Source organism: Nonomuraea sp. KM90, from assembly GCF_052246675.1.
In the GTDB taxonomy this organism is placed as follows: domain Bacteria; phylum Actinomycetota; class Actinomycetes; order Streptosporangiales; family Streptosporangiaceae; genus Nonomuraea.
Window position 1 is genome coordinate 273,532 of record NZ_JBQQCB010000004.1, and the last position, 19,593, is coordinate 293,124.

General features: G+C 70.4%; 24 protein-coding genes. 7 read left to right on the forward strand and 17 right to left on the reverse strand.

All coding sequences use genetic code 11. From position 1 onward, the window contains the following. The first annotated feature begins 11 nt into the window (after nt 1-11). Together ACTWPW_RS07620 and pknB are read left to right on the forward strand one after the other, a co-directional pair. Entirely contained in the window at nt 12-1,373 is a 1,362-nt protein-coding gene (locus tag ACTWPW_RS07620) for a serine/threonine-protein kinase (RefSeq protein ID WP_375110359.1), read from the forward strand. Nucleotides 1,374-1,456: 83 nt separating this feature from the next. Then, nucleotides 1,457-3,328: a Stk1 family PASTA domain-containing Ser/Thr kinase gene (gene pknB / locus ACTWPW_RS07625; RefSeq protein WP_443168272.1), complete on the forward strand. Its 1,872-nt coding sequence runs from the start codon at nt 1,457-1,459 to the stop codon at nt 3,326-3,328. Between the two features lie 155 nt (nt 3,329-3,483). On the opposite strand, the gene ACTWPW_RS07630 is transcribed toward pknB, so the two are convergent. Genes ACTWPW_RS07630 through ACTWPW_RS07640 form a run of 3 tightly spaced genes read right to left on the reverse strand, consistent with a single transcriptional unit; the run spans nt 3,484 to nt 4,824 of the window. Next, nucleotides 3,484-4,056: an anthranilate synthase component II gene (locus ACTWPW_RS07630; protein WP_375110361.1), complete on the reverse strand. Its 573-nt coding sequence runs from the start codon at nt 4,054-4,056 to the stop codon at nt 3,484-3,486. Continuing rightward, nucleotides 4,053-4,211: a hypothetical protein gene (locus tag ACTWPW_RS07635; RefSeq protein WP_375110362.1), complete on the reverse strand. Its 159-nt coding sequence runs from the start codon at nt 4,209-4,211 to the stop codon at nt 4,053-4,055. Before ACTWPW_RS07635 ends, ACTWPW_RS07630 begins: the two co-directional genes overlap by 4 nt. A 1-nt stretch (nt 4,212) precedes the next feature. Further along, nucleotides 4,213-4,824 (reverse strand): class E sortase, encoded by a 612-nt coding sequence (locus ACTWPW_RS07640; protein ID WP_443168273.1) that lies wholly within the window; start codon nt 4,822-4,824, stop codon nt 4,213-4,215. Nucleotides 4,825-4,968: 144 nt separating this feature from the next. Here ACTWPW_RS07640 and ACTWPW_RS07645 point away from each other — a divergent pair, with 144 nt between their 5' ends. Then, on the forward strand, nt 4,969-5,214 hold the full coding sequence (locus ACTWPW_RS07645; RefSeq protein ID WP_364111401.1) for a cell division protein CrgA: 246 nt from the start codon (nt 4,969-4,971) through the stop codon (nt 5,212-5,214). A gap of 34 nt (nt 5,215-5,248) precedes the next feature. Here the strand turns inward: ACTWPW_RS07645 and ACTWPW_RS07650 are convergent, their stop codons facing one another. Next, complete coding sequence (locus ACTWPW_RS07650) at nt 5,249-6,109, reverse strand: rhomboid family intramembrane serine protease (RefSeq protein WP_443168274.1); 861 nt, start codon at nt 6,107-6,109, stop codon at nt 5,249-5,251. A gap of 124 nt (nt 6,110-6,233) precedes the next feature. Next, on the reverse strand, nt 6,234-6,770 hold the full coding sequence (locus ACTWPW_RS07655; RefSeq protein ID WP_375110365.1) for a peptidylprolyl isomerase: 537 nt from the start codon (nt 6,768-6,770) through the stop codon (nt 6,234-6,236). Between the two features lie 222 nt (nt 6,771-6,992). On the opposite strand from ACTWPW_RS07655, the gene ACTWPW_RS07660 reads away from it, so the two are divergent. Both ACTWPW_RS07660 and ACTWPW_RS07665 read left to right on the forward strand, forming a co-directional pair. After that, nucleotides 6,993-7,430, forward strand: coding sequence for a YtxH domain-containing protein (locus tag ACTWPW_RS07660; RefSeq protein ID WP_375110366.1), 438 nt, complete (start codon nt 6,993-6,995; stop codon nt 7,428-7,430). Between the two features lie 99 nt (nt 7,431-7,529). After that, entirely contained in the window at nt 7,530-8,606 is a 1,077-nt protein-coding gene (locus tag ACTWPW_RS07665; RefSeq protein ID WP_443168275.1) for a hypothetical protein, read from the forward strand. On the opposite strand, the gene ACTWPW_RS07670 is transcribed toward ACTWPW_RS07665, so the two are convergent. After that, nucleotides 8,607-9,044 (reverse strand): hypothetical protein, encoded by a 438-nt coding sequence (locus ACTWPW_RS07670; protein WP_375110368.1) that lies wholly within the window; start codon nt 9,042-9,044, stop codon nt 8,607-8,609. 124 nt (nt 9,045-9,168) lie between these two features. On the opposite strand from ACTWPW_RS07670, the gene ACTWPW_RS07675 reads away from it, so the two are divergent. Both ACTWPW_RS07675 and ACTWPW_RS07680 read left to right on the forward strand, forming a co-directional pair. Further along, nucleotides 9,169-9,840, forward strand: coding sequence for a response regulator transcription factor (locus ACTWPW_RS07675; protein WP_364111413.1), 672 nt, complete (start codon nt 9,169-9,171; stop codon nt 9,838-9,840). Further along, nucleotides 9,837-11,213, forward strand: a complete 1,377-nt coding sequence (locus tag ACTWPW_RS07680) for a sensor histidine kinase (protein WP_443168276.1) — start codon at nt 9,837-9,839, stop codon at nt 11,211-11,213. The genes ACTWPW_RS07675 and ACTWPW_RS07680 overlap by 4 nt, the downstream gene beginning before the upstream one ends. Before the next feature lie 7 nt (nt 11,214-11,220). Here ACTWPW_RS07680 and ACTWPW_RS07685 read toward each other — a convergent pair whose 3' ends face one another. The 11 genes from ACTWPW_RS07685 to ACTWPW_RS07735 all read right to left on the reverse strand — a co-directional run bounded on the left by ACTWPW_RS07685 (nt 11,221) and on the right by ACTWPW_RS07735 (nt 19,542). Beyond that, nucleotides 11,221-11,571: a hypothetical protein gene (locus ACTWPW_RS07685; protein WP_443168277.1), complete on the reverse strand. Its 351-nt coding sequence runs from the start codon at nt 11,569-11,571 to the stop codon at nt 11,221-11,223. Further along, nucleotides 11,568-11,945 (reverse strand): SgcJ/EcaC family oxidoreductase, encoded by a 378-nt coding sequence (locus ACTWPW_RS07690; RefSeq protein ID WP_375110371.1) that lies wholly within the window; start codon nt 11,943-11,945, stop codon nt 11,568-11,570. The genes ACTWPW_RS07685 and ACTWPW_RS07690 overlap by 4 nt, the downstream gene beginning before the upstream one ends. Nucleotides 11,946-12,063: 118 nt before the next feature. Then, a complete protein-coding gene (locus tag ACTWPW_RS07695) occupies nt 12,064-12,636 on the reverse strand; it encodes a PadR family transcriptional regulator (RefSeq protein ID WP_364111421.1) in 573 nt (190 codons plus the stop codon). A gap of 183 nt (nt 12,637-12,819) precedes the next feature. Next, the gene (locus ACTWPW_RS07700) at nt 12,820-13,614 is read right to left on the reverse strand and encodes an MBL fold metallo-hydrolase (RefSeq protein WP_443168278.1); all 795 of its coding nucleotides are present in this window, start codon (nt 13,612-13,614) and stop codon (nt 12,820-12,822) included. 39 nt (nt 13,615-13,653) lie between these two features. Further along, complete coding sequence (locus ACTWPW_RS07705) at nt 13,654-14,295, reverse strand: response regulator transcription factor (protein ID WP_364111425.1); 642 nt, start codon at nt 14,293-14,295, stop codon at nt 13,654-13,656. A gap of 22 nt (nt 14,296-14,317) precedes the next feature. Beyond that, complete coding sequence (locus ACTWPW_RS07710) at nt 14,318-15,484, reverse strand: sensor histidine kinase (RefSeq protein WP_443168279.1); 1,167 nt, start codon at nt 15,482-15,484, stop codon at nt 14,318-14,320. Between the two features lie 83 nt (nt 15,485-15,567). Then, a complete protein-coding gene (locus ACTWPW_RS07715; protein ID WP_443168280.1) occupies nt 15,568-16,089 on the reverse strand; it encodes a hypothetical protein in 522 nt (173 codons plus the stop codon). Between the two features lie 48 nt (nt 16,090-16,137). Next, a complete protein-coding gene (locus ACTWPW_RS07720) occupies nt 16,138-16,566 on the reverse strand; it encodes an acyl-CoA thioesterase (RefSeq protein WP_443168281.1) in 429 nt (142 codons plus the stop codon). Between the two features lie 3 nt (nt 16,567-16,569). Continuing rightward, on the reverse strand, nt 16,570-17,214 hold the full coding sequence (locus ACTWPW_RS07725) for a TetR/AcrR family transcriptional regulator (RefSeq protein WP_375110378.1): 645 nt from the start codon (nt 17,212-17,214) through the stop codon (nt 16,570-16,572). A 30-nt stretch (nt 17,215-17,244) separates the two neighbouring features. Then, nucleotides 17,245-17,703: a hypothetical protein gene (locus ACTWPW_RS07730; RefSeq protein WP_443168282.1), complete on the reverse strand. Its 459-nt coding sequence runs from the start codon at nt 17,701-17,703 to the stop codon at nt 17,245-17,247. Between the two features lie 33 nt (nt 17,704-17,736). After that, nucleotides 17,737-19,542: a flavin-containing monooxygenase gene (locus ACTWPW_RS07735; protein ID WP_443168283.1), complete on the reverse strand. Its 1,806-nt coding sequence runs from the start codon at nt 19,540-19,542 to the stop codon at nt 17,737-17,739. Nucleotides 19,543-19,593: the final 51 nt, after the last annotated feature.

The following is a 19,593-nucleotide window of genomic DNA, read 5'->3' on the forward strand; positions in this document are numbered from 1 at the left end:
CCTGCTGGGTCATGCGGCTCCGTAACCGCTATCTCCTGCTCTCCCGCATCGCCACGGGCGGTATGGGAGAGGTGTGGCGTGCCCGTGACGAGTTGCTCGGGCGCGAAGTCGCGGTGAAGATCCTGCGCAGCCACATCTACGCCGACCTCACGTTCCGGGAGCGGTTCCGGAACGAGGCCCGGATCACCGCGGCACTGGCCGACCCCGGAGTGGCGCAGATCTTCGACTACGGCGAGCAGAGCGACGTGGCCTACCTCGTCATGGAGCTGGTGCACGGCGAGCCGCTGTCGGCCATCCTGGCGCGTAACGGCGCCATCGGGCCCGAGGTGGCGCTCGACGTGGTGCACCAGACGGCCAAGGCGCTGCACGCGGCCCACTCCGCCGGGATCATCCACCGCGACATCAAGCCCGGCAACCTGCTGGTCACCCCCGAGGGGACCATCAAGGTGACGGACTTCGGCATCGCGCGCGCCCTGGAGGCGGCGCCGGTGACGCAGACCGGCACCGTGCTGGGCACAGCCCAATACGTCAGCCCCGAGCAGGCGCAGGGCTTCCCGCTCACTCCGGCGACCGACCTCTACTCGCTGGGCGTGGTGGCGTACGAGTGCCTGGCGGGGCGCACGCCGTTCCGGGCGGACAGCCAGGTGGCGATCGCGCTGCAGCACCTCAACGAGCAGCCGCCGCCGCTCGGCGTGGACGTGCCCGCGCCGGTGCGTGAGCTGGTCATGGCGCTGCTGGCCAAGGAGCCCGAGCAGCGCCCGGCCACGGCGCTGGAGGTGGCCGACCGGGCATACGTGCTGCGCGAGTCGCTGGCCACCGTCGAGCACGGCGCCGAGCTCAGCATGCTCACCGACCCGGGGGGCTTCCGGGTACGCGAGCCGGCCCCCGAGGACGAGCGGGAGACCGACAACCTCCCTCGGGCCACCACGCTGCAGGAACGGCCGGGAGGCAAGCGGCACAAGGGCGCCCGGACGCTGGCCCTGGTCGCCACGGCGGGCTGCGTGGCGGCGGTGGGGCTCACCGCCATCACGTTCGCCGACCGGCAGCCGCCGGCGCCGAAGCCCGAGGTGGCCGAGCCGTCCGGGTCCGCGACGGTGGCGCCGCCGCCCGATCAGGTCAGACCGACGAAGACCAAAACGCGCACGCGGCGACCTCCGGTGGTTCCGGTGAAGTCACCGAGGCCGATACCCTCGCGTTCGGCTACGGTAAGCAAGTCGGCAACTCCTACCAAGAAGCCGACACCGAAACCGACGCCGACCACCCGAACCCCTACGCCCACCCCGACCCCAACGCCCACCACTTCACCCACAACTCCGACACCTACCGCCTCGCCGGACCCGGGTGATACAAACCCGCCCAAAGAGGAGACGTGATGCGCTATGGGGTCGATGATGGACACCGGCGGCCCCCCGAGCAGGCCGGTACCCAAGATGAACGGTAAGGGACAGTGCAGGAAATGACTCAGCCTCGGCTACTCGGAGGTCGTTACGAGCTCGACGGTGTCGTCGGGCGCGGCGGCATGGCCGAGGTGTATCGCGCCCGAGACATCCGGCTGGACCGCATAGTCGCGATCAAGACCCTCCGCTCCGACCTGGCGCGTGACCACACCTTCCAGGCCCGGTTCCGCCGTGAGGCGCAGTCGGCGGCCTCCCTGAACCACCCGGCCGTCGTCGCGGTCTACGACACCGGCGAGGATGCCACCGACGGCACCCCCGTGCCGTACATCGTGATGGAGTTCGTCGACGGCAGGACGCTGCGCGACCTGCTGCGCCAGGACCGGCGGCTGCTGCCCGAGCGCGCGGTGGAGCTGGTGGACGGGATCCTGCGGGCGCTCGACTACAGCCACCGCGGCGGCATCGTGCACCGTGACATCAAGCCGGCCAACGTGATGATCACGCGGGCGGGCGACGTCAAGGTGATGGACTTCGGCATCGCGCGCGCGATGGCCGACTCGGCGGCCACGATGACGCAGACGGCGCAGGTGATCGGCACCGCCCAATACCTGTCGCCCGAGCAGGCGCGGGGCGAGCGGGTCGACGCGCGCAGCGACATCTACTCCACCGGCTGCGTGCTGTACGAGCTGCTCACCGGCCAGCCGCCGTTCACCGGCGACTCCCCGGTCGCGATCGCCTACCAGCACGTGCGCGAGGAGCCCATCCCGCCGTCGCAGATCGACCGCGACATCCCGCCGTGGGCCGACGCGATCGTGCTCAAGGCCATGGCCAAGGACCCGGCGCACCGCTACCAGAACGCGAGCGAGATGCGGGCCGACATCCAGCGGGCGATGTCCGGCATGCCGACCGACGCGCAGACGATGGCGATGTCCGGCAACATGGGCCAGGGCACGCGCATGATGACCGCGACCCAGTCGGCCGCCGGCCCGGCCACGCAGCGCACGGGCGCGATCCCGCCTTACGACTACGGCGACGGTGACGGCGGTGGTGGCCGCGGGGGCCGGCGCCGGGCGGGAGGCGGCGGCAACAACGCCGTCAAGACCGCGTTGTGGGTCATCATCCCGCTGCTGATCATCGGTGGCTTCATCACGGTCGGCTACATGGTCTTCGGCGGCAAGGACACGCCGACCGACACACAGGTGACGATCCCGTCCCTCGCCTCGCAGGAGCGGCAGTACGCCGAGGACCAGCTCAAGGGGCTCGGGCTCAACGTGCAGGTGGTGCAGGAGTTCAGCTCCGACATCGAGAAGGGCGCCGTGATCAAGACGGAGCCCGCCGAGAACACCAAGGTCGACAAGGAGTCGACGGTCAAGCTGGTCGTCTCCAAGGGCACGGAGAAGATCAAGGTTCCTGACGGGCTGGTCGGCCTGTCCCAGGAGGAGGCCACCAAGCTCCTGGAGGAGAACGAGCTGCGCGGCGTCATCAAGACCAGAAACTCCAGCAGGCCGCAGGGCACGGTCATCGCCACCGAGCCCAAGGCCGGCGCTGAGGTCGAGAAGGGCGGCACGGTCACCCTCTTCATCCCGAAGGAGCTGGGTGAGGTGCCCAGCGTGATCGGCCTGACCGTGGAGGACGCCACCGCCCAGCTCAAGTCCGCCGGCTTCAAGGTCAAGGTCTCCGAGCAGTCCAGCAACGAGCCCGAGGGCACGGTCGTCCAGCAGAACCCGGGCGAGGGCACCAAATACCCGGCGAACACGACGGTCACGATCGTGGTGTCCACCGGCCCCGAGGACACGGCGCCACCCGCCAACACCGACTTCCCGACTGAGGACGTCCCGACGGACGAGCCGACCGACGACTTCCCGTCGGACGAGCCGACCGAGGACAACCCGATCGGTGATGACGGCCTCGGTGGCGGCGGCGTGGGCGGCTGAGCCCGGCACGTCCCGCACGCGCGGAAGGGCCGCCCTCCGGGGCGGCCCTTCTCCGTGCTGCTGGGGGAAGACCTGCGGAAAACAAAGAACGCCCCCGCCGCTCGGGGGCAACGGCGGGGACGCTCACTTGTACGTCGCTCTACGCGAGACGTTTGTTACAAGATTTCGCGCAGCCAATTCCGCAGCAGCCGGTGGCCGTGCTCGGACAGCACGGACTCGGGGTGGAACTGGATGCCCTCGATGGGCGCCACGCGGTGCCGCAGGCCCATGATGACGCCGTCGTCCGTGCGGGCGGTCACGTCGAGCACCTGGGGCACGGTCTCGGGCAGCACGGCCAGGGAGTGGTAGCGGGTCATCAGCACGGGTGAGGGCAGGTCCTCGAAGACGCCCCTGCCGTCGTGGGAGATGGCGCTGGTCTGCCCGTGGAAGAGCTCGGGCGCGCGGGCCACGGTGGCGCCGTAGGCGATGGCGATGGCCTGGTGGCCCAGACAGACGCCGAGCAGCGGCCGGTTGCTCACGGCCGCGTGGTGGACCAGGGGGACGCTCACGCCGGCCGCCTCGGGTGTGCCGGGGCCGGGGCTGATGAGGACGCCGTCGAAGCCGTCGGCGTCGTGGACGCGTACGTCGTCGCGCGGCCGCACGTCGCACTCGGCGCCCAGCTCGCGTAGGTATTGCACGATGGTGTGCACGAAGCTGTCGTGGTTGTCCACGACGAGCACGCGGCTCATTTCCTCACCGTCACCTCGTCCAGCGTCACCAGGGGCTCCAGGAACGGGAACACGACATACCAGAGTACGGCCACCGCCACGGCGACCAGCACGGCGGCCGTCAGGGCCCGGATGAGCGGGCGGCCGGGGAGCTTGCGCCAGAGCCAGGCGTACATGTCACTCCTCGCGGGGTTCGCTCCGCTGGAGGACGCCGTGCACGATGAGCCGCTCGGCGGCGGAGTATTCGGGGTGGCAGGTGGACAGCGTGATGTGGGCGCGGACGGGACGGAGACCGGGCTTGCCGGGCACGGGGGCGAGCACGTCGACCTCGTCGGGCCGCACGATGTCCTGGGACGTCACGCGGTAGGTGTAGCGCGCCTCGCGGGTCTCCACGACGATCTCGTCGTCGGGTTCGAGCTCGTCGAGCTCGTTGAACGGGGCCGCGTACGTGGTGCGGTGCCCCGACAGGACGAAGTTGCCGACCTGGCCCGGCATGGCGCTGTCGGGGTAGTGGCCCGGGCCCTTCCTGAGCTGCGCGGCGCCGACGCCCTCGATCACCGCGTACCGGTAGTCGGGGCCGAGCTCGGGGATGCGCAGCAGGGCGAGGGCCTGGCCGGGCTCGATCCGGTCGAGGCGGCCCCGGTCTTTCGCGGCCAGCTCGCGCTGGAGCAGCAGTTGCCGGCTCTCGGTGTAGGCGCCGGTGCCCCAGAGCAGGTAGGCGCAGAACAGCATGAGGATCAGGCCCGCGGTGATGCTGGTCTCCCCCACGGCCCGGAGCGTGGCCCGCATCCGATCAGCGTATTCGGCCACGATAGGGCCCCTGGGGATCGCCATGTCGTGCGCGTGGCGACTATCCTGGGGCACGCTTCAACTACGCTTAACGAAGAGCCTGTGGACGATCCGGATGCCCAGGCCCTCAGCAGGAGTTACCCAGTGCCCAAGTCCAAGGCTCGCAAGAAGGCGGTTTACACCCCGCCGCAGAGATCTCAGCAGGTCAAGGTCAGCCCGCGCTGGCTGGCACCCACGATGGTCGTCGCATGGATCGTCGGCATCCTGTGGATCGCGATCTACTACGTCGCACCGCAGGCGCCGTTCTTCAGCGACCTCCAGAACTGGAACCTGCTGATCGGGTTTGTTTTCATCATCTTCGGTGTGGTTCTTTCCACCCGCTGGCGTTAGTTCTTTCCACAGTCTTTTCCACAGCCTGGGGAAGCTAGGCCGCGCTCAGGATGGCCGAAACTCTGACCATCACGAGCACGGCCAGCACCGCCAGCGCTCCCGCGATCACCAGCACCTGCCAGAGGGTCCGGTTGTTCTTGGGGGCGTAGGCCAGCGCGCCCGCGAGCAGCGATCCGGTGATCAGCCCGCCGATGTGCCCGGTCCAGCTGATGCCCGGGACCAGGAACGTGATCGCCAGGTTGATCACGATGAGCACGGCGATGCCGCGCACGTCGAAGTTGAGCTTGCGGCCCACCACGAACACCGCGCCGAAGAGGCCGAAGATGGCCCCGGAGGCGCCGACGGTGGGCTGGGTGAGCGGGTCGAGCCAGAGGCCCAGCACCGAGCCGCCGAGCGCGCTGATCAGGTAGAGCGCGGTGTAGCGGACGTGGCCGAAGGCGCGCTCCAGGTAGGGGCCGATCACATAGAGCGCCCAGCAGTTGAACAGGATGTGGAAAACTCCGCCGTGCACGAAGGCCGCGCTGATCAGGCGGTAGTACTGGTCGCCCAGGGCCACGCCGGCGGGCCACATGGCGAGCTGGCCGACGATCGCGTCGCTGAGATATTGGCCGCCGAAGACCAGGACGTTGATGACCAGGATGGCGTAGGTGACGATCGGCGTGCGTACGACGTTGCCGCCGAACGTGGACCTGGCCTGGCGGATGCCCTTGTTGCCCGCGGCCACGCACTCGGGGCACTGGAAGCCGACCGCCGCGTCACGCATGCAGTCGGGGCAGATGGGACGCTCACAACGCTGGCAGCGGACCCAGGTCTCCCTGTCGGGGTGCCGGTAGCACGTGGGCACCGCCTCAGCGGGCTGCTCGGGCTGCGGGGGCGGCGGCGGCTGGCTGGTCATGACCGAAAGCCTATGGCTTGTGCGGGCATGCCGCGTGGCCTCTCCACCGCCGGCCGCCGCGGGCCTCCGCACCCCGCCGTGCCCCGTCAGGAGGGGGTACGGCGGGGGGCCGGCTCCGCCGGGGTCAGGCGGGGACGCGGTCGATGGTGACCGACTCCAGGACGACGTCCTCGGCCGGCCGGTCGCGGCGGTCGGTACGGGTCTTGGCGATGGCGTCGACGACGTCCTGGCCCTCGATGACCTCGCCGAAGATGGAGTGCTTGCCGTTGAGGTGCGGCGTCGGCACGACCGTGATGAAGAACTGCGAGCCGTTGGTGCCCTTGCCGAAGCGGATGCCCGCGTTGGCCATGGCCAGCAGGTAGGGCCGGTTGAAGTAGAGGTCCGGGTGGATCTCGTCGTCGAACTCGTAGCCCGGGCCGCCGATGCCCTGGCCCAGCGGGTCACCGCCCTGAATCATGAAACCGGAGATGACCCGGTGGAAGATCGTGCCGTCGTAGTAGCGGCCGGTGCTCTTCTCGCCGGTGCCCGGGTGCGTCCATTCGCGGGAGCCTTCAGCCAGCTCGACGAAGTTCCGTACCGTTTTCGGCGCCTTGGTGGGAAAGAGCTCTACCTTGATATTGCCGCGGTTGGTCTGCAGGTTTGCGATCAGCTTCTCAGCCACGAGACAGCTGCCCCCCTCTATGCACAGGGTTGGTTCTGTGATGTTTTGTGGACTATGGCCCTAAGGGCCTTCCGAGCCATCCTCCCATGGACGGCCATGATTGAGCCGCCTTGTCCAGGGAAGGTCAGGCTCGGGGCCCCAACGACAGGGGAGGTTGTCGTGTCCCTGACACTGAGAAGACGCCGCGTGGTCATAGAAATACCCGCCACGTGGATGGGCCGAGTGAAGGCCCGGGCCGTACACACCGGCCAACGCATGGCGCCGATGGCGGACCAGGCCAAAGTGGTCGCCGCCCAGCGCATCGAAGACGCCCGCTACTGGGCGGCGCCGCGGCTGGAGTCCGCGGCGCACGGGTTCGAGGACCAGGTGGCACCGCGGGTCAGCTCGATGCTGACCACGGCCGCCAGGAAGATCGATCCCACGCCGTCACGGTCGAGGCGGTGGCCGATGTTCATGCTGCTGACCGGCCTCGCGGTGGGGACGATCGGTTACATGTTCTACCGCCGCAACGCACAGCAGTGGACCGAGCACATGAAGGACTCCGCCTCCGATGCCTCACGTTGGGTCAATGAGAAGGCGGACAGGACTTCGGAGTCCGCGGACCGAATGGCGGCCAACGTGTCGAACAGAGCGGATGAAGCGTCTCGCAAGATGTCGTGATTCCGCCGGGAAGCGCGCCCTCGTACCGGAACGGGGGCGCGCTTCGCCGTCTCCGGGGGACTGTTGACGTAAGACCAAGCGCTTGCTACAACCCGGGGCATGGCGCTGTCACCCCTCGACGACTATCCCGTGCACCAGGCCGCGCAGGTCATGCGGCACGTGACCACCGGCGACCGCAACTTCTACGACCGCTACTACTTCAACTGCCACGCCGCCTCCGACGAGCTCATGCTGATCGTCGGCCTCGGCCAGTACCCCAACCTCGGCGTCACCGACGCCTTCGCCTGCGTGCGCACGCCGGATGTGCACCGCGTCGTACGGGCCTCCCGCGAGCTGGGCGCCGACCGGATGGACACCCGGGTCGGCCCCTTCCGCGTCGAGGTCGTCGAAGGGCTCAAGCGGCTCAGGGTGGTCCTGGAGCCGAACGAGCACGGCCTGTCCTTCGACCTCCTGTGGGAGGGCACGATCCCGGCCGTGCTGGAGCCCCGGCACTTCCTGCGGTGGCAGGAGCGGGTGGTGTTCGACTCCGTACGCCTGGCGCAGACTGGGCAGTGGTCCGGAAATATCAGGATCGGTGATGAGGACATACCGGTCACCCCCGATCGCTGGATGGGCACCAGAGACCGCAGCTGGGGCATCAGGCCCGTCGGCGAGCCCGAGCCGCCCGGCATCCAGGCCAAGAACTCCGGCACGTTCTACTGGCTCTACACGCCCATGCGGTTCGACGACCACGCCATCCTCTGCATCATCCAGGAGGACGAGCGGGGCCGGCGGATGCTGGAGGAGGCCGTCCGCGTGTGGTCCGACGGCCGGGAGGAGGAATACCTCGGCAGACCGGAGTACCGCCCGGTCTACGCCCCCGGCACCCGCGACGTCGTCGAGGCCACGATCACGTTCGCGCCGCCCGGCGGGAAGCCGTTCGACGTGCGCTGTACGCCGCTGCTGCCGGTGCATCTCATGGTCGGCACCGGCTACGGGCTGGAGCAGGAGTGGCGCCACGGGATGTACCAGGGCGAGGGGCCCGTCGTGCAGGGCGTGACGTACCGGCTGCCCGACGACGCCGCCAGGATGTGGGGCCTGGTGGACGCCGTCGGGCGCTTCGAGTACGACGGGCTCGTGGGCCACGGGCTCTACGAGTACTGGGCCCTGGGGCCGCACCCGTCGTTCACCGGGTGACTACTCCGGCTTCTTGCAGGTGATCTTGACGGTCTTGGCCGTGCCCTCCGGCGGGGCCTGGCCGTCGCCGAACTGGACCATGTCCCCCGGCTCGGCGGGCAGAGCGGGCAGGGCGGGCACCGCCTCCGCCTTGTCCCCCGGCTCGAGCACGTGCTTCTTGATCTCACCCGGCTCCACGCCCTCAGGGAGATCCTCGACCTTGACCGCCTCGGAGGGAGTGCCGTCCGGCGCGACGATCACCTTTCCCTCGCGCTTGGTCACGATGCCCTTCTTGGCCGGCAACGCCTCCGTGAGCTCGATGGTCGTGCCGTCGCTGGTCGTGCAGACCACCTTCGAGCCGGCCGTGGGAGCGGGCTCGTCTGCCATGGCCGAGCCGGCCAGGCCGGTGATGGCGAGCACGGCGACGGCGCCGAGCACCGCGAGACGACGCTTGAACATGGATTCTCCTCAATGGGGTGCGATCGAACGCCCCGAGCCTGGCGCGTGCTACCTGAAGCGACCCTGAAGAGGCCCTAAATGATCTTCAGGTTGGCTTTAGGTCCGCTGAGGCACTCTGGACAGCGTGCGAGTCTTATTGGTGGAGGACGAGGAGCGGCTGGCCGACCTGGTCAAGGGCGGGCTGGCGGGCGAGGGCTTCGCGGTGGACGTGGCCCACGACGGGCGCGACGGGCTGTGGATGGCCACCGAGAACGCCTACGACGTGATCGTCCTGGACGTGATGCTGCCCAGGATGAACGGGTACGCCGTCTGCTCCAGGCTGCGCGAGGCGGGCGACTGGACGCCGATCATGATGCTCACGGCCAAGGACGGCATCTACGACGAGGCCGAGGCGCTGGACAACGGGGCCGACGACTACCTGGCCAAGCCGTTCTCGTACGTGGTGCTGCTGGCCAGGCTGCGCGCGCTGGTGCGGCGGGGCGGGCGGGAGCGGCCGGTGTCGATCAACGTGGGCGACCTCGTGATCGATCCGGCCGGGCTGCGCTGCCGCAGGGGCGAGGTGGACATCGGGCTGACGCCGAAGGAGTTCGCGGTGCTGCACGCGCTGGCGCGCCGGCCCGGTGAGGTGGTCTCCAAGAGCGAGCTGCTGGCCCAGGCGTGGGACTTCTCCTACGACGGCGACCCGAACATCGTCGAGGTCTACATCAGCGCCCTGCGCCGCAAGATCGACCTGCCCTTCGGGAGGACGACGCTCATGACGGTCCGCGGGGCCGGGTACCGGCTGGAGGCAGCGTGATCCGGCCGCGGATGCCGGCGGGGCTCGCCTCGCTGCGGCTGCCCGCGCCGGCGACGGGGCTCTCCTCCGTGCGGCTGCGGGCGACCGCGGCGGCCACGCTCGTGGTGGCCCTCGCCCTGGGAGTGGCGGCGCTGGTGATGGTGGTGGTGCTGCGCAGCAGCCTGGTGAGCAGCGCCGACGCCGAGGCGGCCAAGAAGGCCTCGGAGGCGGCACCGTACGCGAAGACGCTGCAGATGGGGCCCTTCGGCACGGAGCCGACGAGGGCCCTGCCCCCCGGGGAGATGGCTCCGGCCGAGAGGCTGGAGAAGGTCAACGGGCAGGTGTACCTGGTCGACGGGACGGTGGCGCGGTTCGTCGACAAGGACGTCCTGCTGACCGAGGAGAAGGTGGCTTCGACCGCGGAGTGGGCCCAGCCGGGCGAGTACGCCGTCGCCGGGGTCAAGGTGGCCACCGCCGCCGGGCCCGCCATGGTGTGGGGGCGGGCCTCGCTGGAGGGCGCGGAGCAGGCGCTGCACACGTTGTACGGCATGCTGCTGCCCGGTGTGCCGACCCTGCTGGCCGTGGTGGCCGGGATGACGTGGTTCTCCGTGGGCCGCGCGCTCAACCCCGTGGCGGCGATCCGGGCCAAGGTCGCCGACATCACGGCCCGCGACCTGAACCAGCGGGTGCCCGTACCACGCTCGAAGGACGAGATCGCCGCGCTGGCGACCACCGTGAACGGCACGCTCGACCGGCTGGAGACGGCCGTGGAGCGGCACAAGCGGTTCGTCGCCGACGCCGCGCACGAGCTGCGCAGCCCCATCGCGACCCTGCGCGCCCGGCTGGAGCTGGCCGAGCCCAGCGAGCTCACCAAGGAGGCCCTGGCCGACGTCGAACGCCTGCAGTCCCTGGCCGCCGACCTCCTCCTGCTGGCCAAGCTGGACGCGGGCGAGCCGCTGCGCGCGAAGGAGCTGGACCTGGGCCAGGTGGCGGCGGAGGCGTCGCTGCGGGCCAGGCGGCGGCCGGAGGTGCGGGTGGAGCTGGAGGTCGAGCCCGACGTGGTGATGAAGGGGTCGAGCGCGCACCTCGACCGCCTGGTGACGAACCTGGCCGACAACGCCGTGCGGCACGCCGCCTCGACCGTACGGGTGCGGGTGGCCGCCGAGGCGGACCGGGCGGTGCTGGAGGTGCGCGACGACGGCCCCGGCATCCCGCCCGAGCAGCGGGAGGCCGTGTTCGACCGCTTCACCAGGCTGGACGAGGCCCGGGCCAGGGACGCGGGCGGGGCCGGGCTCGGATTGCCGATCGCGCGTGACATCGCGCTCCTGCACGAGGGGTCACTCGTGTACGACGGCTCCGGCTTCGTCGCGCGGTTCCCCCTGCACGGCGGTTAGGCCCCGGTCAGGCCAGCCGGGCCGGGCACCCCAACCGGGTTCCGATGCGGGCCAGGCCGTCGGCGAACGCCGTGCGCGTGCGCTCGTCGAACCCGATGAAGAACCGGTTGGCCAGCGGAACACCCCAGCGCATCCACTCGGCCACGTTGTAGACCCGGTGCACCACGCGCGTGCCCTCCGGGTCGGGGGCGACCGACCACTCGCCGCGGTACCACCAGCCGCCCTGGTAGGCGACGGTGTGCTCGCCGAGCTCGACCTTCGTCTCGTGCTCCGGGCGGTCGCCGAGCAGGATCCGCCACACCGGCTCCACGGGCGCCTCGACCACGCCGGCGACCTCGGTGATGAGCGTCTTCCTCATGGCCGGCTCACCCGGGTGTTCTGGAAGGAGGCGAAGCGCCAGCCCTCGGGCGTGCGCAGCGCGGTCAGCGTGATCATCGAATCCCGGCCAGGATCGGGCCGGCCGTCCACCGACGAGGAGCCGCCCGAGATCACCAGGGCGACGTCCTCCGTGAGCGGCCTGATCACCGGCTCGCCACCGCCCCCGGTGAGCTTGATCGGGGTCCTGAACAGCTCCCGGTGGGTCTCCTCGATGGCCTGCCTGCCCCGCAGGTGCAGGCCGAAGAACGTGATGTAGTCGGCGTCCGCCGTGAACAGGCCGGCGTAGCCCGCGGCGTCGCCGGCGTTCCAGGTCTCGGCCATCCGCCCGAGCAGGCGGACGATCTCTGTGGACATGGCACTGCTCCCTCTGTCGCGGCGCCTATCCTGTGAATGCGAGTTCGGGCAGGGCAGGCGCCTTGTTCGGATTTCCGGCCGCCGGGGTGTTGGCGCACCCTGGCGGCCGTTTCTTCTCCTACATCTCGATCGTGGTCTCCCAGTCGAGCTCGCCCTTGTCGAGGCGGTCGAACAGGTCCTTGATCCATTTCAGCTCGGCCGTGTAGAGCGCCCGCTCGATCTCGACCTCCAGCGTGAGGATCGCGGGCAGGCCGCTGTCGGCCACGGCGCGGAGGTGGGCCTCCATCCCGGCCAGCAGGCCCTCGATGGTGGCCGCGCGGGCCCGGAGCGCGCGTTGCGCCTCCGTGAGCGGCAGGCAGCCGATGAGCGAGACCGCCGCGACGAACGCGCGCCGGTCGGGATCGGGCTTCTCCAGGAGCTGCCGCAGGCGGGTGCGCAACTCCTCGCGGCCCTCGCCGGTGATCTCGTAGACCGTGCGCTCGGGCCTGCGGCCCTCGCGGCCGGTGCCGGCGGGGGCGATCAGCTCGTCCTTGGCCAGTCGCTCGACCGCGTGGTAGAGGCTGCGGGGCAGGCCGGTGATGTAGTCCTTGTGCGTGTCGACGATGAATCGGTGCAGCTCGTAGGGGTGGCTGGGACGGACGCTGAGCAGGGCCAGCACGGTCAGGCCGACCAGGTCGTGGCGTCTCGCCATAGCGCCTCCCTCCATATTGCAAAATGCACTATAACGCGGGCGCGCCGAGTCTGTCGAGCGAATGGGAGGAGGGGCGGGGGGAACGCGCGAGTCCGGGGAAGCGGGCGGGTTCCGGGGAGCGGGCGGGTTCCGGGGAGCGGGCGGGTTCCGGGGCGCGGGCGGCGAGGGGGACGGGCCGTGGGGTCAGGTGTCGAGTTGCATGAAGGCGCGGGCGATGGCCTGTCGGGAGACGTCCTCGGGGTAGGGGAAGTGCCTGATCACGTCGCGCAGCCCCTCCACGTGGGCCCGCTTGGCGAGGTCGGCCACGAGGGCCAGCTCGGCGTGCTGCGCCTGCGCGTACGCCCGGTCCACGACCGCGCCGTGCCCCGGCACGATCACCGGCTCGGGCATCTCCGCCAGCATGCCGGCGACGGTGGCGGGCCAGTCCAGCGGGTACGAGTCACCGAACGCCGGCGGCGCCCCCTCCTCCACCAGGTCCCCGGCGAACACCACGCCCGCGTCCGGCACGTGCGCGACGATGTCGTTGCTGCTGTGCCCGAGCCCGAAGTGCCGCAAGTGCACGATGCGGCCGCCGATGTCCAGGCCGGCCGCGGCCGTGAACGTCTGGTCCGGCGGCACGATCGTCACCTCCTCCAGCTCCTCGCGCCGCTCCGGCCGGTGCTCGATCAGGCCGGCGCGGTGCTCCTCGCCGTACGTCTCGATCTCCTCGGCGCACCTGGCGTGGGCCCAGATCTCGGCGGGGCGGAAGAGCGCGTTGCCGAAGTAGTGGTCGAAGTGGGAGTGGCTGTTGACGACCGTCCACGGGTAGGCGGTGACCTTCCGGATCGCCGCGATCAGGTCCGCCGCCTCCCTGTGGGAGCCGCGCGTGTCGAGCACCAGGCAGTGCCCGTCGCCCACGACCAGTCCCGTGTTCAGGTCGAACGACTGGTGCCGCCGCACGTAGACCCGGTCGCCGACCTCCTGCCACTGCTCGTTCATGCCACTCGACTTTACTTTTCCGGCCTACTTTTGTCGTGATCAATCCCTTAAGTACGTCAGCACCGCCAGGACCCGCCGGTGCCCGTCGGCCGCGGGCGGGAGGTCGAGCTTGGTGAAGATGTTGGCGATGTGCTTGGCCACGGCCGCCTCCGTGACGAACAGCTCCTTGGCGATCGACGCGTTCGACCGTCCCTCGGCGATCAGGCCGAGCACCTCCTGCTCGCGCGGGGTGAGCCGGCCCAGCGGGTCGCGCCGCCGCCTCAGGAGCTGGCGCACCACCTCCGGGTCCACCACCGTGCCGCCGGCGGCCACGCGGTCGAGGGCGTCCACGAACTCGCGTATGTCGCCGATGCGGTCCTTGAGCAGGTAGCCGATGCCGGCGCCGGCGCCCGACTCGAGCAGCTCCGCCGCGTACGTCTGCTCCACGTACTGGCTGAGCACCAGCACCGCCAGCTCCGGGTGCCGCGCCCGCAGCTCCAGGGCGGCCCGCAGCCCCTCGTCGGAGAAGCCCGGCGGCATCCGCACGTCGGTCACCACGGCCTCCGGGCGGTGCTCGGCGACGGCCTCGATCAGCGCCGGCGCGTCGCCCACGGAGGCGACGACGGTGTGGCCGAAACGTTCGAGCAGCCCCACCAGGCCCTCACGGAGGAGGACGGCGTCCTCGGCGATCACCACGCGCACGGGCTCTTCATCTCCATCCTGGTCATGTGCCGGGAATCTCCACCCGGAGGAGGGTCGGGCCGCCGGCCGGGCTGGACAGTGACAGTCTCCCGCCGACCACGGCCAGCCGGTCCGCCAGTCCGGTCAGCCCCGTCCCCTTGCCCGGATCGGCACCGCCGATGCCGTCGTCGCGTACCTCGACGACCAGCGTGCCGCGCTCGACCCGGCCGGTGACCAGGCCGCGGCCGGCCCGGCTGTGCTTGGTCAGGTTGGTGAGGGCCTCGCTGACGACGTAGTAGGCGGTCACCTCGACCGGGGCGGGCAGGCGCCCCGGCAGGTCGATCCGCACGTCGACGGGCACGGGCGAGCGCCCCGCCACGTCGTGGACCGCCGCCGCCAGCCCCCGGTCGGTGAGCACCTGGGAGTGCACGCCTCTGATCAGCTCGCGCAGCTCGGCCAGCGCCTGCTTGGCCTCGTCATGGGCCTGCCCGATGAGCCGGCCCGTCTCGGAGTCGCCGGGCAGGTCCAGCCTGGCCAGGCCGAGCGTCATCGACAGGGCGACCAGCCGCTGCTGGGCGCCGTCGTGCAAGTCGCGCTCGATCCTGCGGCGCTCCATCTCGAACGCGTCCACCAGCCGCGCCCGCGACCGCAGCACCTCGTTGAGCTGGGTGCTCTGCGGGGCCAGCATCGCCCGCACCATGGCCCCTCTGGCACCGCCCCAGGCGGTGATCGTGTACGCGGCGACGGGGAACAGCAGGAGCCCGGCGACGAAGGCCAGGACCCCGATCAGCGGTGCCACGCTGGGCTGCAGGATCGGGGACAGGGCCAGCACCAGCGGGCCGCCGATGGTGAACGCCAGCATGACCAGGTCGATCCACCACATCGCCAGCACGGTCATGATCGCCAGCCCGGCCTCCCGCCGGCGCCGGTCCGGCGCCGTGGGGAGGGGGGCGACGTCGACGAGGCGGAGCCGGAGGCGTTCGAAGGGGGCGATGAGCGGGACGAGCAGGGCCAGGGCGGCCAGCCCCGCCGCGATGCCCAGCGCCGGGGAGACGAGCGTGCCGCTGACGGCGGCCGCGGCCGTGAGCCCGGCGGCCACGCCCGGGACGACGCTGGACATCAGGTACGCCGCGCTGCGCCACGGCCAGGCCGAGGCGAGGAACGGAATGGGTCGCTGAGTAAGGGCTTCCAGCGCGGTCCTGTTGAGCACATTGTGACCGTATCCGCTGGTGACAGGGGCGGGCACTAGTGCTGGGTGTAGGTTTCACGGTGGTGCCGCTCGGAGGCGGCCGCTCATTCGTACGGCGCGTAACGCGAATCCAGCCGGCCGTTTCCCCCGCCGGCCGGGGAATTAATGCGGGTTTCTCCGGCCATTCTGGCGTAGGGCAGGACGCCTATCTGGAATTCGTCCTCGTAGATGATCGTCCCGGGGTCGGGCGAGCGTACGACGTCGTACGGCACGGCATAACGATGGAGGAGGTCCTCCAGGGGGGCCAGGGCGGCGATGAGGTCGGTCGCGTTCGGCTTGAACCACGGGACCGCGCGGACGGTGTTTCCATCGGCGTAAAAGGGTGGATATGGCAAATGGGCGAGGAACCAGTCGTCCACCTCTGTGAACAACTCGTCGTCCTCCGGGGTGAGGCGGCCGCCGTGGCGGAGGTGATGGCAGGCGGCGAAGATGCCCACCGGCACGCCCAGCCGTCCGTAATAGCGGACCTGGAACCGTACATAAAGGCGGCCGTCGACTTCGCGCGCAGCTTTCCGGTTTCCATTAGTCACATTCTCGGTTTTACCCCGCCGGATCGCCGCGCGCACGAAAGGCACACCCCGCGGATATGTTTGTCGAACGCCGGGGTCAGGCTTTCAACCGGTGGCGGCGGGCAGCAGGAGGGGCTCGGCCGCGGCGCGCAGCTCCGAGCTGAACGGCGCCGGGCGGAAGGTGGCGGGGTCGAGGTTGACGTTCACGCGGTAGCCCTCGGCGTGCACGACCGAGCGGTCCGGGGACAGGACGCGGAAGCCGTAGACGCCGCTGGTGCGGCCCATGCGGTCCATCCAGAAGTCCACCAGGACCTCGCCCGCCCCCACGATGGGCGCGTTATAGGTGATCTTGAACTCGCGTACGGCGAGGTAGACGTCCTTGAAGCGGGAGACCGCCGGGTCGAAGTTCCAGCCCTGCTCGGCCCAGAAGGCCGAGATCGCGCGCTCGACGAGCAGGGCGTAGCGCGAGTTGTGCAGCAGGCCCATGGCGTCGAGGTCGTCGAAGTGGACCTGGGCGGGACGGGTTTCCGGCAACGTTCAGCCCTCCGGGAGGAGCGTGGGGTCGGTGGTCAGGGCCCGCAGCCGCCGCAGCACGGCGCGACGGGCCCGGTCGTAGGTGCCGCTGTCGCCGCCCAGCAGGCGCGAGTGGGTGATCGAGGCCTCGCCGAGCGCGTCGATCTCGTACGCGAGCTGCGCCGTGTCGGTGTCAGCCGGCAGCTCGCCCAGCTCCACCGCCTCGCGCACGACCCGCTCGACCAGGCCGAGCCAGTCGGTCAGCGCTCTGGCGACGCGCTCGCGCACGGGCCCGGGGCGGTCGTCGAACTCGACCTGGGCCACGAAGAAGAAGCAGCCGCCGGGCAGGACCTTCGCCTCGTAGAAGCGCAGGCGGGCCTCGTGGAGGGCCAGGACGCGGCCCACGCCCGGCGGTGTCAGCAGCGCGGGCTTGACGATCTCGTCCACCCACTGGCGGGCGGCCCATTCGACGGCGTCGAGCTGGAGCTGCTCCTTATCCCGCCAATGGGCGAAAAATCCGGACTTGCTCACTCCAACGGCGGCCGCCAGCCTGCCCAGGGTGAGCCCGTCGAGCCCGTCCACCGAGGCCAGCGACACCGCCTGCGCGAGTATCGCCTCCCGGCTGCGCCGGCCGCGCTCGCGCCGGCCGTCCTCTCTGCTCTCCGCCATACCCCGGAGTCTACATGAACGACCGATCGTTCAGATATCTGCCTCCACGCTCCCCCGCCGCCCGAACCGGTCCGCAACGGCGTCGAACATCGCCACCGCCCGCCCCGGGTCCGTGACCTCCGACACCGGCATCCCGAGCTGCGGGTCGAAGCACTCGAGCCCGGACTCGCGCTCCACCACGGACGCCACCTCGTACAGCAGCCCGAGGACCCGGCGCGCCTCGTCGCCATGGGTCCAGTAGGGAACGCTCATCTCCCAGTCGCCCTCCCAGTGGTTCACCGAGATGCCGGTCGCCTCGTGATCGAGCTCCCAGTTCGGCGGGTACTCCACGATGCGCACCTCGCCGAGCAGCTCGCGGGTCCGGGTGACGATCTTGTCCCAGGCGGCGAGGTCGGGTGGCAGGGGCTCCTCCCGCTCGTCGATCGCCTCCAGCGCCGCGTCCCAGGACTGGCCGGGCTCGCGGCGCGCGAAATACAGGTCGTAGCTCATGCTGGACGAAGGTACTAGCCGGGGCCGGCTCCGCTAGGGCCTGAACTCGAGGCCCTCGAACGCGCCCGAGGCGCGCCACCGGTCGATGAAGGCGAAGTACGCCATCGCCCCGTGCGGGTGGCCGACGAAGAGTTGCCCCTGCCTGCCCAGCTCCTGTCCCTCGTTGTTGTAGTAGCCGGGCGTGCAGTCCGGGGAGCCCAGGAGCCGGCCGGCCCCCGACAGGATCAGCTGCACCCAGGACTCCTCGGCCTCCGCCGTGGCCTCGACCACCGCGTAGCCGTGGTCGAGGGCATGCCTGACCGTCGTGGCGATGGTTTTGCCCGCCTCCGTCAGGTTGTGCGGGATGTTGGAGATGAGGTTGGCGCCCTGCGTCGGCTGTACGAGGAAGGCGTTCGGGAAGCCGTGCACGTGGATGCCGTGCAGCGTGCGCATGCCCTCCGCCCAGTGGTCCGACAGCCGGACCCCGCCGCGCCCGGTCATGTCGTAGCCGGCGCGGCGGGTGTAGTGGGTGCCGACCTCGAAGCCCGAGGCGTAGATGACGCAGTCGACCTCGTACTCCCGGCCCGCCGCCACCACGCCCTTCTCCGTGATCCGCTCGACGCCCTTGCCGTCGGTGTCGACCAGGTGGGTGCCGGGGACGTTGAACGCCTGGAGGTATTCGTCGTGGAAGCAGGGCCGCTTGCAGAGCTGGCGGTACCAGGCCTTCAGCCCCCGCGCGGTCTCCGGGTCGGCGACGACGGCGTCCACGCGGGCGCGGATCTCCTCCATCTTCTCGAAGTCCGCGTCCTCGAACGCGGCCAGCATGTTCTCCTGGGTCAGCTCCTCGGGCGGGATCGCCCCGATCCTGCTGCGGAAGCGGCGGGAGATGTCGGTCCAGCCGTCCATGACCAGGTCCTCGTCGGCCGGGCCGCCGGTCTGGTTGGCCGTGAAGTTCTCCAGCCAGCGCTGCTGCCAGCCCGGCGTCGCGATCGTGGCGAACCAGCCGGGGTCGATCGGCCGGTTGTCCCGCACGTCCACGCTCGACGGGGTGCGCTGGAAGACGTACAGCTCCTCGCAGGCCCGCGCCAGGTGCGGCACGCACTGCACGCTCGTCGCGCCCGTGCCGATGACGGCCACCCGCTTGCCGGCCAGCCGGTCCATGGGCGCACCCGAGGGGTCGCCGCCCGTGTAGGCGTAGTCCCAGCGGCTCGTGTGGAACGAGTGGCCGCGGAAGTCCTCGATGCCCGGGATTCCGGGGAGTTTGGGCACGTGGAGGGGGCCGATGCCCATGGCGACGAACTGGGCGGTGAACGCGTCGCCGCGGTTGGTCCGCAGGGTCCAGCGTGAGCGCGTCTCGTCCCAGGTCAGATCGACCACCTCGGTGTGGAACAGCGCGTTGTCGTACAGGCCGAAGTGCTTGCCGATGCGGCGGCAGTGCTCGAGGATCTCGGGGGCGTGCGCGTACTTCTCGGTCGGCATGTGGCCGGTCTCCTCGAGCAGCGGCATGTACACGAGCGAGGCCGTGTCGCACTGCGCGCCCGGGTAGCGGTTCCAGTACCAGGTGCCGCCGAAGTCGCCGCCCTTCTCCACGATGCGCACGTCCTCGATCCCGGCCTCCCTCAGGCGGGCGCCGGTGACGAGCCCGGCGAAGCCGCCGCCGATGAACGCGACCGTCACGTGGTCGGTCTTCGGGGCGCGTTCGGTGACGGGGGTGTACGGGTCGTCGAGGTAGTGGGCGAAGCGGCCGGTGAGGCGGAGGTACTGGTCGTTGCCGTCCGGTCGAAGCCGCTTGTCGCGCTCTTCGCGATATTTTCGGCGAAGGGCGTCCTTGTCGATGCTGGGACGGTCGGCGACGGTCATGCATCCCTCCGGAGGATTGCGCGGCACCATACTCAATTCCAGAATGTCATT

Excerpts from the sequence above, each read along its gene's own strand:
- ACTWPW_RS07735 (WP_443168283.1), bottom strand. The coding sequence starts at position 19,542 with ATGACCGTCGCCGACCGTCCCAGCATCGACAAGGACGCCCTTCGCCGA.
- ACTWPW_RS07695 (WP_364111421.1), bottom strand. The coding sequence starts at position 12,636 with ATGGCGAGACGCCACGACCTGGTCGGCCTGACCGTGCTGGCCCTGCTC.
- ACTWPW_RS07685 (WP_443168277.1), bottom strand. The coding sequence starts at position 11,571 with ATGAGGAAGACGCTCATCACCGAGGTCGCCGGCGTGGTCGAGGCGCCC.
- ACTWPW_RS07635 (WP_375110362.1), bottom strand. The coding sequence starts at position 4,211 with ATGTACGCCTGGCTCTGGCGCAAGCTCCCCGGCCGCCCGCTCATCCGG.
- ACTWPW_RS07725 (WP_375110378.1), bottom strand. The coding sequence starts at position 17,214 with ATGGCGGAGAGCAGAGAGGACGGCCGGCGCGAGCGCGGCCGGCGCAGC.
- ACTWPW_RS07670 (WP_375110368.1), bottom strand. The coding sequence starts at position 9,044 with ATGTTCAAGCGTCGTCTCGCGGTGCTCGGCGCCGTCGCCGTGCTCGCC.
- ACTWPW_RS07650 (WP_443168274.1), bottom strand. The coding sequence starts at position 6,109 with ATGACCAGCCAGCCGCCGCCGCCCCCGCAGCCCGAGCAGCCCGCTGAG.
- ACTWPW_RS07730 (WP_443168282.1), bottom strand. The coding sequence starts at position 17,703 with ATGAGCTACGACCTGTATTTCGCGCGCCGCGAGCCCGGCCAGTCCTGG.
- ACTWPW_RS07640 (WP_443168273.1), bottom strand. The coding sequence starts at position 4,824 with ATGCGGGCCACGCTCCGGGCCGTGGGGGAGACCAGCATCACCGCGGGC.
- ACTWPW_RS07700 (WP_443168278.1), bottom strand. The coding sequence starts at position 13,614 with ATGAACGAGCAGTGGCAGGAGGTCGGCGACCGGGTCTACGTGCGGCGG.
- ACTWPW_RS07620 (WP_375110359.1), top strand. The coding sequence starts at position 12 with ATGCGGCTCCGTAACCGCTATCTCCTGCTCTCCCGCATCGCCACGGGC.
- pknB (WP_443168272.1), top strand. The coding sequence starts at position 1,457 with ATGACTCAGCCTCGGCTACTCGGAGGTCGTTACGAGCTCGACGGTGTC.
- ACTWPW_RS07630 (WP_375110361.1), bottom strand. The coding sequence starts at position 4,056 with ATGAGCCGCGTGCTCGTCGTGGACAACCACGACAGCTTCGTGCACACC.
- ACTWPW_RS07665 (WP_443168275.1), top strand. The coding sequence starts at position 7,530 with ATGGCGCTGTCACCCCTCGACGACTATCCCGTGCACCAGGCCGCGCAG.
- ACTWPW_RS07690 (WP_375110371.1), bottom strand. The coding sequence starts at position 11,945 with ATGTCCACAGAGATCGTCCGCCTGCTCGGGCGGATGGCCGAGACCTGG.